Genomic DNA, 17,059 nt, shown 5'->3' on the forward strand with positions numbered 1-17,059 from the left:
GTTTTGGTATATATTTGCGCACGAAATCCGCAAACATTGCGTTATTAATCACCTGTGATTTAATATTAATCGCTCCGGTTATCTTATTAATAATTATGGACTACTTTGCTCACCCTACCGCGGTTATTGATGAAAATTGTACCATTGGAAAAGGAACCAGGATCTGGCATTTCTCTCACATTATGTCTCACAGCACTATTGGAGAAAATTGTAATATCGGTCAGAATGTAGTGGTATCGCCAGGGGTTATTTTAGGTAATAATATTAAGGTGCAGAACAATGTTTCTGTATACACCGGTGTTATATGCGAGGATGATGTATTCCTGGGGCCTTCTATGGTTTTTACCAATGTTTTCAACCCGAGAAGCGCTGTCTCCCGCAAGGAAGAATACAGGAAAACAATCGTAAGGAAAGGCGCCAGCATTGGTGCAAACGCCACCATCGTTTGCGGCTACGAGATTGGGGAATATGCATTTATAGGAGCTGGTGCGGTTATTACCAAACCTGTGCCTGCTTATGCATTAATGGTGGGAAACCCGGCAAAGCAAACCGGCTGGATGAGCAAGAACGGGCATAAGCTGAATTTTAATAATGAAGGCATAGCTTTTTGCCCGGAAACAAACGAAAAATATATTTTAAAAGATAAAATGGTAACGGCAGCATTATGAACGACGGTAATAAAATAAAATTTGCAGTAGCAGGATTGGGACATATTGGAAAACGCCACGGGGCAATGATCAGCCAGAACGCTGAGTGTGAATGGGTTGCAGGATGTGATATGCTGCCGGAAGCGGATGTTAAATTTACAACACATAAGCCAACACATTACTTTAATTCACTGGAAGATCTTTTGAAAAGCAACACGGAGTTTGATGTTTTAAGCATCGCCACTCCCAATGGCTTTCATGAGGAGCACGCCTTGATGGGTTTAAAAGCCGGCAAGCATGTGGTTATTGAAAAGCCGATGGCATTGACCAAAGCCGGTTGTGAAAAGATCATTTATGAAGCGCTTCACCAGCATAAGCAGGTGTTTTGTGTAATGCAAAACAGGTATTCTCCCACATCCGTTTGGCTGAAAGATATTTTACGGCAAGGCATTTTGGGAAAAATATTCCTGGTGCAGGTTAATTGTTACTGGAACAGGGATGAGCGTTATTATACCAAAGGCAACTGGCACGGCACGGCAAAATTAGACGGGGGAACGCTCTACACGCAGTTTTCTCATTTTGTAGATATCATGTTCTGGCTGTTTGGAGATATCAGCAATATCAGCGGGCGATTTGCCAATTTTAATCATAGCGGTTTAACGGAGTTTGAGGATTCGGGCTTTGTGCAGTTTGATTTTGTAAATGGCGGTATGGGCAATTTCAGTTATTCAACATCCTGCTGGAACAAAAACCTGGAAAGCAGCGTAACCGTAATAGCAGAAAATGGTATGGTAAAAGTGGGGGGTCAGTATATGAACGAGGTAGAGTTTTGTCATATAAAGGATTATGTTATGCCTGAACTGCCGCCGGCTAATCCACCCAACGATTATGGCCCGTATAAAGGTTCGGCAGCAAACCATCATTATATTTTTGAAAATGTTGTTGATGTATTAAAGGGGCGTTCACCTATTACCACCAATGCCCTGGAAGGATTGAAAGTGGTAGAAATAATTGAGAGAATATATAATTTGAAGAAATAGTGCTGTATTCAAAGTGCCATAAACGCAATGATGCTGATCTTTGCTTAAAATACAATGCTGTAAAACCTTATAAGATCATGTCCCTTTCTTTCCCGGTTTTCGGGAAGGGCTGAAACTCAAACATTACTGGAATCTTTTTTACATCTATATTTGCGCTACAAAAACAAGGGCGGCTTCGTTCTTATAATCGCCTGACATTGTTTGAGTTCTTATCCTTACAGCGAAAAACTATGGTATACCGGGCTTCCTGAACAGGACCTGGATTTATTTTAATTAACTATTTTAAATAGAAAATAATGTTTGCCGCGGTATTGATATTACTCAAACAATGATTATGTAACAGCCACAAAAAGAAATATGTGACTGAGAGGGCGAAGCCGTGCAGCTACATGGCACATGTAAAACATTTAAATACCGCCAGGCATGAACTGTATAAAAAGATGGCATGCAGTATATACCAAACCCAGGTGGGAAAAGAAGGTTTTTGCCTTGCTGGAGGAAAAAGGGATTATTGCTTACTGCCCTTTAAACAAAGTGCGGAGAAAATGGAGCGACCGGTATAAAATTATAAATGAGCCCCTGTTTAAGTCCTATGTTTTTGTAAAAATTAATGAAGATGAGAAGAAAAAAGTGCGAATGATACCAGGGGTGGTAAATTTTGTATACTGGAATGGAAAACCGGCAATCATAAAAGAAGAAGAGATTAACATCATCAGGCGGTTCTTAAATGAATACGAGTTTGTAGCAATTGAGCCAGTGCAACTCCGACAACGCCAGAGGGTGAAAATAATGAGTGGAATTTTTATGGACCAGGAAGGCGTTGTTATCCGTTCGGGTAAAAACAAAGTACAGATCATTTTGGAAAGCCTGGGCTTTATGCTTACGGGAAAATTGAATAGAAGTGAAATTCAGCCCATATAATTGTAAAAGAGTATCAAAACGATAGAATATTAAGAAAGCCCAGGTACATTCCACATGAGGGGTGGGACTGGATCCAACTTTAAAGAATGGCAGTAAAGCATATATATATTGTTGTAGGAACCAGGCCTAATTTTATTAAAGTTACTCAGTTCAAAAGGGTCGCTGCGATGTATGAGGACATAGAGATCAAAATCATACATACCGGTCAGCACTATGATACAAAAATGGCAGATGTGTTCTTTGAGCAGTTTGAACTTGTTCCAGACCATTTTCTGAATATACCACCAGGCTCTCCTAATAGCCAGACAGCAGAAATCATGCTTCGCCTGGAAAAACTGATAAAAGAGAACGGCGCCCCGGATTTACTTATGGTGGTTGGAGATGTTAACTCAACGCTGGCAGCAGCGCTCACTGGTTATAAATTAAGCATACCTGTTGCTCATTTGGAAAGTGGGTTGAGGAGTTTTGACAGAACAATGCCTGAAGAAATAAACAGGATTCTTACTGATGAGATATCCGGTTACTTTTTTGTTACTGAACAAAGCGGTATAAATAATCTGGCTAAAGAGGGTAAACCCGAGGATACAATATTTTTTGTTGGTAATACCATGATTGACACCCTGGTAGCCTTCAAAACCAAAATAGATCAAAGCACGATAACAGCGCAATTGAATATTGCTGATGAGCGTTTTGCTTTGATGACTATGCACCGTCCTGCTACTGTAGATAATAAAGAAGGCTTACTTAAATTGCTTACTGTTATAGAAAATATAACCCTGTATTATAAGCTGGTTTTTCCTATCCATCCAAGAACATTAAAGAATTTGTCTGATTTTGGATTGGCAGAATCATTTAATACTAATAAAAATATTGTTACCACCCCTCCCCTGGACTATTTCTCTTTTCAGAAGCTTATTGCTTCTTCTGAATTTGTAATAACCGATAGCGGAGGTATTCAGGAGGAAACAACGTTTATTCAAAAGCCATGTTTAACACTACGTCCAAACACGGAGCGTCCTGTTACCTGTACCGAAGGCACTAATACCCTGGTGCCATTTGATGCAGACTGCATTGCCCGGTATATTGCTGAAATACATAACGGGCAATACAAGTCGGGAAAGATTCCTGATTTGTGGGACGGAAAATCGTCAGAGCGAATTGTAAGGATATTGGCGGATATACTTTAGGAATTATAGCTTTTTTGCATAGTCATCTGTGATTAGTATGAGAATGTAATGTCTGTCGATATCTTTTCTTAATATTGAGAATTCAATTGATTGTTAATCATTTTGGTCTATAAGAATAATATACCTTATTTAACATACGTTAAATCTTCCAAAGAATAAGTTTACAGAGCATATCCTGATTGAAAATGGGTTTACACTATAAAAATAAAGCGGCTATCCCGGTACTGGCAATGTGCTTATTGCTCTTTTCGTGTCGTGCTACCAGGCCAATACAATACCTCCAGGGACCGATTGATACCTCGGCGTTGAGCGCCATAGCCCTGCCGGAACCCCTTATTCAAAAGGGTGATCTTATCGGGATAACGGTTTACAGCGATAATCCTGAAGCAACAGCGGTATACAACCAGCAGATGAATACAACCATGTCTTCCTCTGCCCAGGCTGCAGGAGCCGCCACGACAGGGCAGTCAGGTGCTGTTATGCCGGGTTACCTGGTAGATGCCAATGGCGATATCCGTTTCCAGTCGCTGGGCTTATTGCATGTAGAAGGCATGACCAGGGCGGAGCTGGAACAAATGCTTAAAGAAAAGCTCAGCCCCTTTCTCAAAAACCCTTATTGCAATATCCGGTTCCTGAACTATAAGTTTACCATGCTGGGCGAAGTTACCAGGCAGGGGGTGTATTCCATTCCCAACGAAAAGATCAGCATACTGGAGGCTTTGGGACTGGCAGGAGATATTACCATGTACGGTGAAAAAGACAGTATACTGGTGGTGCGGGAAATAAACGGTAAAAGAAGCTTTGGCTACCTGGATGTGAGCAAGCCGGAAGTAATGCTTTCTCCTTATTATTACCTGCGGCAGAATGATGTGGTGATTGTAAAAGCTAATCCTAAGAAGCCGGGTATTTCAGAACAAACAGCTACCAGGAGATTAACCAGGGTTACTGCCATCATGTCTATTCTAGTTTCGCTTACTTTGATCTTTACGAGAGTGCGGTAAGAGCATTGTGGTGGTAAGATTAAAGATTTGGCACCCTAAAAACAATAAAAGCATATAATTAAATATTACATGTCTGACGATTTTGAAACAGGATTTGAAGGTAATGCAAACCGGAAGGAATTTCAGTTAAAGGAATTTATATTCAAGTACCTGAGGTATTGGCCATTGCTGTTTGCCTTTGTCATTATCGCGCTTACCATTGCTTTTACTGTTATACGGTATAGTACGCCTGTATATAGTGTATCAGGTTCTTTATTTATTAACAAACAACCTACCAACAACTCACCAACAGCAGACCTGCAGAACATGTTCATGTTCCCGGACAATGTGAACCTGAAAAATGAGCTGGAGATCCTTAAATCCAAACCCCTGCTGAAGCGGGTTGCACAAAACCTGGGCTTACAATTTAACTACCTGAATAAAGGTAATGTACGGTCGTCTAATATTTACCGGGAATCGCCTGTTGAACTGGAAATTGTAAGCCTGAAAGATGCTTCCGGTAGTTTTTCCCTTGATATTGAAGCGACCGAGGAGAATTTCAGGTTTACCAATACCAAAGCGGTATTGTTGTACAATGCCGAATTTCAAACAAGGGCAGGAACATTTCGCTTGCATAAAGTACCAGGAAAATCTTTTAGAGGATTTAACAGCAGCAATTATATCATTCAATACAGACCTCTTTCATTGTCTGCTAATATCCTTGCATCTCAGATTAAAACAGCCCAAAACATTGAGCAGGCCACTATTCTTAATATCACTATTGAAACTGATAATCCTGCCTATGGCAAGGATGTGGTAAACGAGCTGATGAAGGAATATGGTAAAATGAATATCGAGGAAAAAAGGGAAATATCGCAGGTAACTATGCGGTTTATTGATGAACGCTTAGATACCATTAAAAACGAGCTGGGTGGCGTGGAAACCGGTTTACTGCGCTACCGGGAAAAAAATGAAGTAATTGATCTGTCAACCCAGTCACAGCAATATTATCAAAACTTTTCTGAGCTTAACCAGAAATTCAATGAACAGCAGGTGCAGATGGGTGTGCTGGATTACCTGCTCCGTTATATCAATGATGCAGGTAATAAGCATAAACTGGTACCCACCGACCTCGGTATACAGGAGCCTGTATTGCTGCCCCTGCTGAGCCAGTATAACACCCTGCAGTTGCAGCGTAATACCCTGGAGCAAACCACAGGTCCTGCCAATGCGGCGCTGGTTAATATGGATATCAGCCTTTCCAAACTCAGGGAGCAGATAGCAGAAGCGCTGAAGAATGTAAAAAGGTCATATACCATAGCAGCAGATAAAATGCAGGAACAGATCAGCCGGGTACAGTCCAGCTTAAAGGCTGTTCCGTCTAAAGCAAAGGGGCTGCTTGACATTGAACGGCAGCAAAAGATTAAGCAAGATCTGTATCTTTTCCTTTTGCAGAAGCGGGAGGAAGCGGCTATTGCCGCTGCCGCTACTATTGCCAACTCCTATCCCCTGGAAGAAGCCGCATCTTCCGGCGCTCCGGTAAAACCCAATAAAAGAAACATTTATCTGGTTGCGCTGCTGGTGGGAATTTTGATCCCGGTTGCCATAATAGCTATCATGGAAATGCTGAATGACAAGGTTACCGAGCGGGAAGAGATTGTGAAGTATACGGCAGCGCCAATAGTGGGAGAGATAGGACATGCCGGTGATGAAAAAACCCTGGTGGTGCTTGCCGGCAGCCGCACCATAGTGGCCGAACAGTTCCGCATTATGCGCACCAATGTGCAGTACCTGGTAAGCAAAGTAGAAAAACCGGTATTGCTGGTTACCTCTTCTGTAAGCGGTGAAGGAAAATCTTTTATAGCCACCAATTATGGCGCCGCCATAGCCCTTACCGGCAAAAAAACCGTGGTGCTGGAGTTTGATATCCGCAAACCCCGGCTGCTGAAAGGGCTAGGCATGCAGAGCGTCAAAGGACTGAGCAATTTTATTATAGGCAATATAACAGATATAAACGAGATCATACACCCAGTGCAGGATTTTCCCGGGCTGCATGTAATCGGTTGTGGGCCCATACCCCCAAATCCTTCTGAACTATTGTTAGACAGCAATGTTGCGCTGCTTTTTGAAAAACTGAAAGAGCGGTTTGATTGTATTATTATTGACAGCGCCCCTGTAGGGTTGGTAAGTGATGCCTTTACCTTAAGCCCTTTTGCGGATGTATGCCTGTATATAGTTCGGCAGGGATACACGCTCAGGCGGCAACTCTCGATGGTGGAAGATTTATATGCTAAGAAAAGGCTAGCAAATATGGGACTGGTTGTAAATGATATTCAGGCCCAGGGCAGGTATAAGGGCTATTATGGGTATGGTGGTGGGGCAGCTTATGGATATGGGTATGGGTATGGATATGGAGGAGATTATTTTCAGAAAGAGTCATTCAAACGACCCAAAAGTAAGTTTTGGAACAAATAATAGCTTTTATAATATAATCTTAATAACCGAAGTCTTAAAAGATTCATTATTCTGCAATACGGTTTTCTTAGTTAATGGCTTAGCTTAGGTAAATGAAAGAAATTTGCGTAGTTGTAGGCACTGGCCATTTTATTAAGGGTACTTAATTTGAACACCTTGCAGAAAGGGTTGAGAATATCAATATACAGGGTGTTCACATCAGGCACATTAATAATGGCAGATGTTTTTTGAGTAATTTGGGCGTACTCCTGATTATTTTTAAAAACAAACGAGACACTCAAAGTAGACTGTTATAATATTTTCAGTCACCGAAAGGAGTGTAAATTAAAATATTGAATAAATACAAATGAGAAGGTAAGTGAGCCTTGGCAATCAAGATACGAAGGGTAAATGGGAGCAAGAAGATAATAAGTCAGCAGACAGTGGGGTTCGGAAATTAATAAAAGGCTCCAAAAATAATATGCAAAGCATTTGAGCAGAAACTAGAACATGTAAAGCAATAGTTGGACAAGGATTACCCTGCTATTAAGAAGCGTGCGGCGAAAGATAGTGCGATAATTTATTTTGGAGATGAAATGGGAATGCGTAGTGATTATCAGGCATGAAGCAGTTGTGCACATAGAGAGCAAACGTCTAGCAAGATCAACGATTCAGAGGGTTTCGTTAAATAGATAATATCAACAATATAGGTCATTTGCAGTGTATGCTGATGGACAAATTTAACGACGAAGTATATATTGAATTTTTGAAACGGATGAACTCCCCATAAAACAAAAAGGTTGAAAGTATAGCTGGAAGAAGATAAAAACCGCATAGAGGGTTTTTCATTCCACCTTATAGCCCGGAGTTGAAAGCCCAGGAACCTGAATAGGATGTAAAGACAAAGTGTGATCGGTAAAATGTCCTATTAATAAAGCGGAAATGTATGCCAATGTGGGAAATTCTATGAATGAAAGAAAAATAATAAAAAAGGTGCAAAAGTATTTTCATGCAGCGCGTAAGATCATGCTGTGTAGAGAATTACACGAACTAAATTGGGTAAAGATTAATAATTCATTTATCTAAAATAACTATTCTTTGATAATTAAACGCAAAAGGGAATTTCTACTCGCTATAGCAATTAGGTTAATTTTAAAGGTACTTCCACGTAAATTTAAAATAAAGGCGGCACTTAATTTATTTTATATTTTCCTCAATTCTGTAATTGAATTGATTGGTATCGCTTTTTTGATTCCTTTATTGATTATTATATTAGATGAAGAAAAAATAAGAACTAACATCTGGCTTCATAAGCTCTATACAGTATTGAATTTTGATTCAAATGGACAGTTCATTATTTTTCTTTCGCTGATGGTATTGCTTATTACGCTTTGTAAGAATATTGTTAGTATTTATTTAATTAAGCTTCAATATAACTTTTCATTTTCACTCTATAAGTTTATTTCGTTGTCTCTCCTTCAACAATATTATGATTTGGGTTTACAGCAATTGAAAACTCATAATTCCAATAGAATTGTCAATCATATTACCTCGGTAACGCTTATGTTTTCTCAGAATGTCGTTAGTTCTGTATCGGGAATCATAAATGAATCATTTGTTTTTATACTTTTTGCAGTTGGGTTATTTGTTTATGATCCTTCCGTGATTTTACTAATTACTTTTACTATTATGCCTTTCGTTTTGATTTTTCTAAAGTTGATAAGAAATAAAATACAAAATATCGGAAAAGAGAAGAATCGAATAGCTGTTGAACAAAGTAAGTTGCTTTATGAAACTTTTCAAGGGTATGTTGATATAGAGATAAGAAATAAAAAAAATTGGGTTTTTAGACGGTTTTTGTCATTGCTTCAAAACATGAGCATTGTACAGATCAGAAATGCCGTATATCTTCAACTCCCATTAAAGTTTATTGAAGTTGTTATTGTATTGGCATTAGTTTCTATCGTTTGTTTTGGCATATGGATGAATAAGAGTATAGAAAGTGTTGGAGTATTGCTGGGGGTCATCGCAGTTGCAGCCTACAGGCTATTACCCGGGATCAATAGATTAATGAATTTTTCGATGACATTACGAAATCATGTCTATACTTTCAGCGTAATAGAAAAGGTTATTCCTGTGAAGAATAAGAAGGTTTTTCAGCATGCGAAGGAGGCTGCAAGTCAAACAATTAAGTTTAATCAAAAAATACAAATTAGCAACATCAGTTTTTCATTTGATGGTAAAATACCTATATTAAATAATGTTGATTTTACCATACAAAAAGGGGAAATCATTGGTTTGATTGGAGGTTCTGGATCTGGTAAAACAACATTGTTAAATATTTTACTACGTTTTTATAAGGAAACTTCAGGTACTATATGTGTTGATGACAAGAAACTAGATGATGTAGATGTAACTTCTTGGAGACAACTAATTGGATATGTACCCCAGGATGTTTTTATATTTGATGGGTCACTTAAGGAAAATATTGCATTGGGCGATAGTATGGAAAATATTGATGAAGGTTTGTTATTAGAGGTCATTGATAGGGCTAATCTTTCTAGTGTAGTAAAAACTTGGGAAAAAGGAGTGGATACAAACCTTGGTGAAAGAGGAGGAAAGCTATCGGGTGGCCAAAAGCAAAGGTTAGGTATAGCAAGAGCGCTCTATAAAGGAGCAGAGATTCTATTTTTTGACGAAGCTACTTCTGCATTAGATATACAGACAGAAGAAGAAATTAATAATTCAATTAAAGAATTAAGTGAAGCAAATAACCAACTTACCATTGTTATTATTGCTCACAGATATACGAGTCTTAAACATTGTACAAAGATTATTGAATTAAATCAGGGTAATGTAGTAAAGGAATGGACATATAACGAGCTGATCGAAAAAAGAATATTTACTTAGTATATAACTAAGTTTCTTTTAGTTACTAATGTATGCTTCATTACTTGTCATGCAATAGCTGATATTCCGTATTGATAGAATGTTAAAAATAATTATCAATAAATGTCTAAATCTTTTTTATTTATTATTCCCTTGACTCCTGATGAATATTTAACTTCAACGAGAAAGAGACTAAGAATATTATGCCTGACAACTCTTAAAGAACAAACTTATAATAATTGGAATGCATTGTTAATTGGGAATTCAGAAGTAGAAGTTCATGATGATCGCTTTGTAATTTTAAAAAAAGAGGGATTAAAAGAAGAAAAATTACAATTTGCAACAAAGCATATCACAATTAATATGCCTGAATGTGATTACATAATTCGTCTAGATGATGATGATATATTTAATCCTAATATTTTAGACAAAATAAGTTCTTTAGAGTTCGATATTTTTGTGGATAAGTATCATTATTACTTCGATTATGAATCAGGAAGTATATCAAGACAGATAAAATACTGGTTCCCTAATACATGCATTCATAAGAAAAAACATGCCCTTGCAAAATTTGGCAATCTATCAAAGAAACATTTACCTGTTTTAAATGAATATGTTTCCTTAATTGAGAATGATCATTCTAAGCTACATATTTATTATAAAAATAGAAAAGTTTTATATGCTTCTCCTAATAATCCTATCTATTTGAGAATGGTTAGCAAAGATTCAATAACAAGTAAAGGAGAAATGGCGTATGAATCTTATTTAAAATTCTTTGGTATGTGGGATAATTCTTTACCTACCAGTTTTAAGGAAATTTTGTCAAAAGCAAATCTATATAAAAGAAATGCCAAAAGGAATATTCCAATATTAAAAAGATTAAAATATAGAATAAATGAGCTTAGGACTTTATTTAATTATCGAAAGATTATGTTTGGAAAATAAGTTAAACGTAAATATTTGTGTATATCCTAAATACTTACATCAATAGCGAATATGCTGATATCTGTCGTTATACCTTGTTATAATGTTGAAAAATATATACAAGAGTGTTTAATTTCAGTATATAATCAAACACATCCTTCATTAGAAGTTATTTGTATAGATAACAATTCTACAGATTCTACATTCGAATATTTAGAATATTTAAGAAATACTTATTATCCAAGTCTAATTGTTTTGTCTGAATCTAGAGCTGGTGCCCCGTTTGCAAGAAATAAAGGAATGTACAATGCTAAAGGAGATTGGATTCAATTTTTAGATGCAGATGATATAATTGAAAAAAATAAAATTAGTCATCAATGTTCATTAATTCCAATGAACGAAAATATCGGCTATATTGTTTCGGGTTGCAAATACAAAGACATTGACGGCAATTTTATTATAAATAGCTTTCTTAGCAATGATAAATTTACATCAGCATTTATAAGACAAAGCGGTAATACATGTTCTAATTTGTGGAACAAGAAGCATCTTCTGGCAATAGGTGGTTGGAATGTTGAGTTAAAAAGTTCTCAAGAGACTGATCTTATGTTTCGATTAACTTTAAACGGATCTTCATATTTAGTCGATAATGAGATTAATACTGTAATACGTGCGAGAGAAGAAGGGCAAATATCTCAGTCGGAGCCTGGTTTACGTTGGAGCAGATTTATCGATGTAAGATTGTGTTATTTAAAATGCCTTAAATCAAAATACCCAAATGTATACAATACAAACCGAGATATTTTTTATAACTATCTTCTATGGGCTATTTTAATTCTACTGAAATATGATAAATCCGCCGCTTTAAAATACTTCACCTATATAAAAAAAGAAAATTGGAGAGTTCTAAATTTGTACGGAATAAGTAAAAAAAAGGGATATTTTATTAGATTTCTTGGTCTAAATGCATATAATGAGTTTATGAGAATAAAAAATATCTATACTAAATTATGATAAAGAATGAATAAGAGATTTTAGATTGCCTAATTAAATCTAACACTTAAATAACCTTTAAGACAACAAAAAAAATAATCAGCATAAGTTTTTATTGAGGTATGAAACAATTTTTTTACTTGACAAATAATGAATTTTATTCAGGAATTTATCAGAGTCAAGTAATTGATGTAATAGAATTCCTGAAAAAGCAATATCAAGTAAATATTCGTCTTATTGCTTTTATACCATTAAAAATATACTTCAGGGAGAAAGCTATCATAAAAAAGTTTTCAAAGGATGCGATTGTTCTTCCCAGTATGCCAAAACAAAGTAATGGCAAGATGTGGAAATACAATCGATATTTATTGTATGTAATATGTATTATCTATAGATGTAAAGGGATAATAGCCCGTAACCCTATTGCAACAAACCTAGCGCTATATGCAAAAAAAAATAGATTGATACAAGTAGTATGTTATGATGGAAGGGGAGCGGTTGCTGCTGAATCTAAGGAATATAACATATATCCTCCTGAGGTAGCAAATATTATTGAACAACTTGAGCAAAAATCAATTTTGGAAGCTACCTATAGGATATGTATCACGAATAACTTGTTGAAATATTGGAAAGAAAAATATAAATATGAAGGAAATAATCATGTCATAATCCCGGGAACTTTGGGATATAGTTTTGTTAATTTTAATTTAGAAGAAAACGAGATATCAAAAATTAGAAATGAATTAGGTTATTCAACGAACGATATATTATTGGTTTATGCAGGTTCAGTGGAAGGGTGGCAATCTTTTGATTTGCTGTATGGTTTTTTAGATCAACAAATCAGGGTAGATGACAGAATAAAAATATTGTTTTTGTCAAAAGCAGATAGAAATATTCAAAAAATAGCTGATGCCTTTCCTGATAAAGTTAAAAGACTATGGCTTAATCCATCGGAAGTAAAAAATGTAATGTCCGCCGCAGATTATGGTTTAATCATAAGAGAAAATTCCACAACAAATGTTGTTGCCTTGCCGACAAAGTTTCCAGAGTATTTGGCTTGTGGATTAAATATTATTGTGAGCAATGCAGTCGAAGAAGTTTATCGTTTTGTGGAATTACATAATTGCGGGATTCTTTGGAATGGAGATAGGGAGATCTCATTTATGCCAAGTACTTTTGAAAACAGGCAAAAAAATAGAAAACTTGCTCTTACGTATTATAATAAATATAGTGAAGAGATAACGAGTCGATATGCAGATTTTCTTAAGAAATTGGATTTATTATAAAGAATTTTAGTAAATAGGTTTTTATAAGAAAATATACTAACAAATTGAAAAAAGCAAATGCGCATAATATTTATTTCAACAATGGCAGGTAATCCTTGGGGAGGAAGTGAGGAATTGTGGGTTAAAAGTGCTGATTATGCATTATCTAAAGGGCACGAAGTAATTATTTCAGTTTATGATTGGGGTAAACTTCATCATAAATTAACGATTTTAAAATCAAAAGGAGCTCAATTTCATTTTAGAAAAAGAATTTTTTATGGACACAGCCTTTCTAAGCGGGCATATGGAAAACTAGTAAATATTATTTTTTTTGCTAAGCAGATAATAACATTAAGAAAATTTGCTCCTGACGTTGTGTTTGTCAGTCAGGGAACTATTTATGAATCCATGCAACCTGCATTTGTTACATTAATAAAAAGAACAGGAGCCAGACTTTTTATTATTACTCAAGCAAATACGGAATACGAAACAATTCCAAATCATTGCTTTAATGTGGGACGGACACTTTTTGATATTGCCGAGCGATTATTTTTTGTGTCAAATAGAAATAAATGTGTTGCCGAACGGCAGTTGGCAATGAGATTTAAAAATTCTGGAGTTATCTCTAATCCTGCAAATTTACATAGTGTTCATTCAGATTGTAAATGGAATAATTCGGAGATAATAAACTTTGCATGTGTTGGACGTTTGAACTCAACCGTAAAGGGCTTGGGCGTTTTATTTGAAATATTGGGTCAGCCTCAATGGAAAAACCGTGAATACATTTTAAACTTATACGGAAAAGGGACTGATCAGCATTATTTGCAAGAATTGGCAAGTTTATATGGAGTTGAAAAGCATATCTTTTTTAGAGGATTTGTAAATAGCATTGAAGAAATTTGGAACGAAAATCATGTTTTATTAATGCCGTCTACTCTTGAAGGTACACCTTTGGCTTTAATAGAAGCAATGCTTTGTGCTAGAACCGCCGTAGTGTCAGACGTCGGAGGTAATGCAGAGCTTATTGAGGATGGCGCATGCGGATTTGTATCTGAGGCCCCCTCTCCTAATTCTTTTGGAAAAGCAATGGAAAGAATGTGGGACCAACGAAAACAATTACAAATGCTTGGAGTGAAAGCAAAAAAAGTTGTTTTAAATAAAATTGATCTAGAGTCATACAAAAAAATCATAGACTCTCTTTCTTAGTTCTATCTGCTTAATATGAGTTGATGAATGGTTATATTGAATTGCCCACTAAGGTATCGGTTATAATACCAGTATATAATAGATTAGAGTTTCTGTCCGAAGCACTGGAGTCTATATATGCTCAATTACATCGACCAATAGAAATAATTATTGTTGATAATGGGAGCAGCACAGATAATGCGACGGAATTAGACTATATAGCACAAGCATACAAAAATAGAGACAAAGATATTGGACTAAAGCTGTTGAGAACTGATAAAAAAGGAGCTCCTCATGCCCGAAATACCGGATTCAATGCTTCTACATCTGAAATCATTCAATTCTTAGATTCAGACGATGTTCTATTGCCAGAAAAAATCAGCGAGCAACTGGACGTCTTAAATAAATACCCCAATTTGGACATGGTATATTCGAAAGCACAGCATACCGATGAGCATTTAAACAGGATGGATAAATTTTGGGGGCGCAAATTAGATGGTACATCAATGGATTATTTTCTATTTTCATGGCAAACTATGTGTCCACTATATAAAAAAAGTACCATTTTAAAATACGGCTTGTGGGATGAGTCATTGCAAATTAACCAAGACTGGGAATTTTCTCTAAGATATATAATTAAGGGAGCTAATGCTTTTTTTCTTGATAAAGTGCATTGCCTGTTCCGTATCCACACGAAAGGAAATATTGGCTCTATTGAAAATGACTTAGCCAAGGTTGAAAGTAAATGGCAGAGTACACAAAAAATATATCGACTACTACAAGAAAAGAGAAAAATAGACGGGATCGTGAAAAAAGCATTTTTGAAACGTTGGATATATATACTTTTAATTACTTCAAAATTGGGTGCGAAAAAGGAATTTAATCAACAGTTGACGGAAATTAGAACTGAGATTCCTTCTGCTCTCTACTTGTTAATGGCCACCTTTAATTCAGCGAGAATTTCTAAAATTTTATTAAAATCACTAGGTTATAATAAAACTGCGTAAAGCGCTATACAATATCAGGTCATGGTATATTTATAAATGCATTATTCAACTATGTTATTTAATTCAGCAGAATTTTTACTATTTTTTATTGTTGTTACTATTCTCTTTTTTTTGCTACCCCACAAATTTAGATGGTTTCACCTCCTACTCGCAAGTTGCTATTTTTATGCATCTTTTGTTCCCATTTATATCTTAATTCTTTTTTTTACTATTATTATTGATTATTTCGCAGGTTTATTTATTGAAAGAGCAACCGGCAAAATCAGGAAACAATTTCTTTTCATAAGTATCATTGCAAATGTGTCTGTGCTTGCTTTTTTTAAATATTATAACTTTTTCATTGACAATATAAATGAAATATTTTCCTTTCTCGGGACCACAGCTAATCTACCATTTTTAAATATTCTATTACCTATAGGTCTGTCGTTTCATACTTTCCAGGCTATGAGCTATACTATTGAAGTATACAGAGGTAATCAAAAAGCGGAGAAGCATTTTGGCATTTACGCGTTGTATGTAATGTTTTATCCTCAACTAGTGGCAGGTCCTATTGAAAGGCCTCAGAATATTCTTCATCAGTTTCATGAGCGTCAATCTTTCAGTGCGGCTAATTTATATTTTGGGCTGCGATTAATGTTATGGGGGCTCTTCAAAAAAGTAGTTATTGCCGATAGGCTTTCTATTTTTGTTGACCGTGTTTTTGACAATCCATCAGCACAAAATTCTATAGTGCTGGTGTTAGGTGCTGCTTTTTTTGCCATCCAGATATATTGCGACTTTTCGGGTTATTCTGATATGGCTATTGGCGCTGCAAAAACTATGGGATTTAATTTAATGACAAACTTCAACCGCCCTTACTTTGCAACCAATATTAAAAATTTTTGGGACCGCTGGCATATTTCACTTTCTACATGGTTTAGGGATTATGTTTATATTCCATTAGGAGGAAACAGGGTAAAAGTTAGCCGTTTATATTTTAATATAGCAATAGTTTTTTTATTAAGTGGTTTTTGGCATGGTGCAAATTGGACTTTTATTATTTGGGGAGCGTTACACGCCATATATTTATTTTTTAATATGTTTGTTTCCAGAAACATTGGCTGGGGTTGGGCTACTAAATATAAGTTTTATACTTGTGTAGCTTGGATAATTACATTTTTATTTGTTTGTTTCGCTTGGATTTTTTTTAGAGCAGAAAGTGTAAACAATGCATTTGTTTACATCAGGAGTTTAATCAATAACATTGGGTTGGGGCATAACATTAGAATCCCACCCGCAGGCTTAGTTCTCGGCTTTGGCGCAATGAGTTATTCTATTGTGATTATTTCTTTAATTACAATGTTTTTTGTTGAATACAAATTCAGTCCAAGATTAGAAATTAAACTATCATTTAAGAGAGATCTGCTCTTCTGTTGTAGTGTTTTAATTATGATTTTTTTATTTGGAGTATTTGAGAAAAACAGCTTTATTTATTTTCAATTCTAATGAGATACTTAACTAGTATTATTCTAATTCTTGTTATTACGGCTACAGTTCTCTTTGTATCATATTTTGCCGTTGATCGTGG

General features: G+C 35.9%; 13 protein-coding genes. All 13 read left to right on the plus strand.

Annotation, left to right across the window (positions count from 1 at the left end):
• Positions 1-95: 95 nt before the first annotated feature.
• The 13 genes from DC498_RS11575 (at position 96) to DC498_RS11635 (ending at position 16,977) form a co-directional block, all read left to right on the plus strand.
• Positions 96-668 (plus strand): acyltransferase, encoded by a 573-nt coding sequence (locus DC498_RS11575; protein WP_206197595.1) that lies wholly within the window; start codon positions 96-98, stop codon positions 666-668.
• Positions 665-1,687 carry a Gfo/Idh/MocA family protein gene (locus DC498_RS11580; RefSeq protein ID WP_116874319.1) on the plus strand — a complete coding sequence of 341 codons (1,023 nt, stop codon included), beginning with the start codon at positions 665-667 and terminating at the stop codon, positions 1,685-1,687. Before DC498_RS11575 ends, DC498_RS11580 begins: the two co-directional genes overlap by 4 nt.
• Positions 1,688-2,110: 423 nt before the next feature.
• The gene (nusG, locus tag DC498_RS11585) at positions 2,111-2,608 is read left to right on the plus strand and encodes a transcription termination/antitermination protein NusG (protein WP_116874320.1); all 498 of its coding nucleotides are present in this window, start codon (positions 2,111-2,113) and stop codon (positions 2,606-2,608) included.
• A gap of 86 nt (positions 2,609-2,694) precedes the next feature.
• Positions 2,695-3,795, plus strand: a complete 1,101-nt coding sequence (gene wecB / locus DC498_RS11590; RefSeq protein WP_116874321.1) for a non-hydrolyzing UDP-N-acetylglucosamine 2-epimerase — start codon at positions 2,695-2,697, stop codon at positions 3,793-3,795.
• Between the two features lie 185 nt (positions 3,796-3,980).
• On the plus strand, positions 3,981-4,796 hold the full coding sequence (locus DC498_RS11595; protein WP_116874322.1) for a polysaccharide biosynthesis/export family protein: 816 nt from the start codon (positions 3,981-3,983) through the stop codon (positions 4,794-4,796).
• 69 nt (positions 4,797-4,865) lie between these two features.
• Entirely contained in the window at positions 4,866-7,250 is a 2,385-nt protein-coding gene (locus DC498_RS11600; protein ID WP_116874323.1) for a GumC family protein, read from the plus strand.
• A gap of 1,077 nt (positions 7,251-8,327) precedes the next feature.
• A complete protein-coding gene (locus DC498_RS11605) occupies positions 8,328-10,139 on the plus strand; it encodes an ABC transporter ATP-binding protein (protein ID WP_116874324.1) in 1,812 nt (603 codons plus the stop codon).
• Between the two features lie 102 nt (positions 10,140-10,241).
• The gene (locus DC498_RS11610) at positions 10,242-11,063 is read left to right on the plus strand and encodes a hypothetical protein (RefSeq protein WP_116874325.1); all 822 of its coding nucleotides are present in this window, start codon (positions 10,242-10,244) and stop codon (positions 11,061-11,063) included.
• A gap of 51 nt (positions 11,064-11,114) precedes the next feature.
• The gene (locus tag DC498_RS11615) at positions 11,115-12,056 is read left to right on the plus strand and encodes a glycosyltransferase family 2 protein (protein WP_116874326.1); all 942 of its coding nucleotides are present in this window, start codon (positions 11,115-11,117) and stop codon (positions 12,054-12,056) included.
• 101 nt (positions 12,057-12,157) lie between these two features.
• Entirely contained in the window at positions 12,158-13,321 is a 1,164-nt protein-coding gene (locus DC498_RS11620; protein WP_116874327.1) for a hypothetical protein, read from the plus strand.
• 57 nt (positions 13,322-13,378) lie between these two features.
• The gene (locus tag DC498_RS11625) at positions 13,379-14,506 is read left to right on the plus strand and encodes a glycosyltransferase family 4 protein (RefSeq protein WP_116874328.1); all 1,128 of its coding nucleotides are present in this window, start codon (positions 13,379-13,381) and stop codon (positions 14,504-14,506) included.
• Positions 14,507-14,529: 23 nt separating this feature from the next.
• Positions 14,530-15,492: a glycosyltransferase family 2 protein gene (locus DC498_RS11630; RefSeq protein WP_116874329.1), complete on the plus strand. Its 963-nt coding sequence runs from the start codon at positions 14,530-14,532 to the stop codon at positions 15,490-15,492.
• Positions 15,493-15,936: 444 nt separating this feature from the next.
• Positions 15,937-16,977 (plus strand): MBOAT family O-acyltransferase, encoded by a 1,041-nt coding sequence (locus DC498_RS11635; protein WP_240627982.1) that lies wholly within the window; start codon positions 15,937-15,939, stop codon positions 16,975-16,977.
• The last annotated feature ends 82 nt before the right edge of the window (positions 16,978-17,059 follow it).

The organism is Terrimonas sp. (genome assembly GCF_003075435.1).
Lineage (GTDB): Bacteria > Bacteroidota > Bacteroidia > Chitinophagales > Chitinophagaceae > Agriterribacter.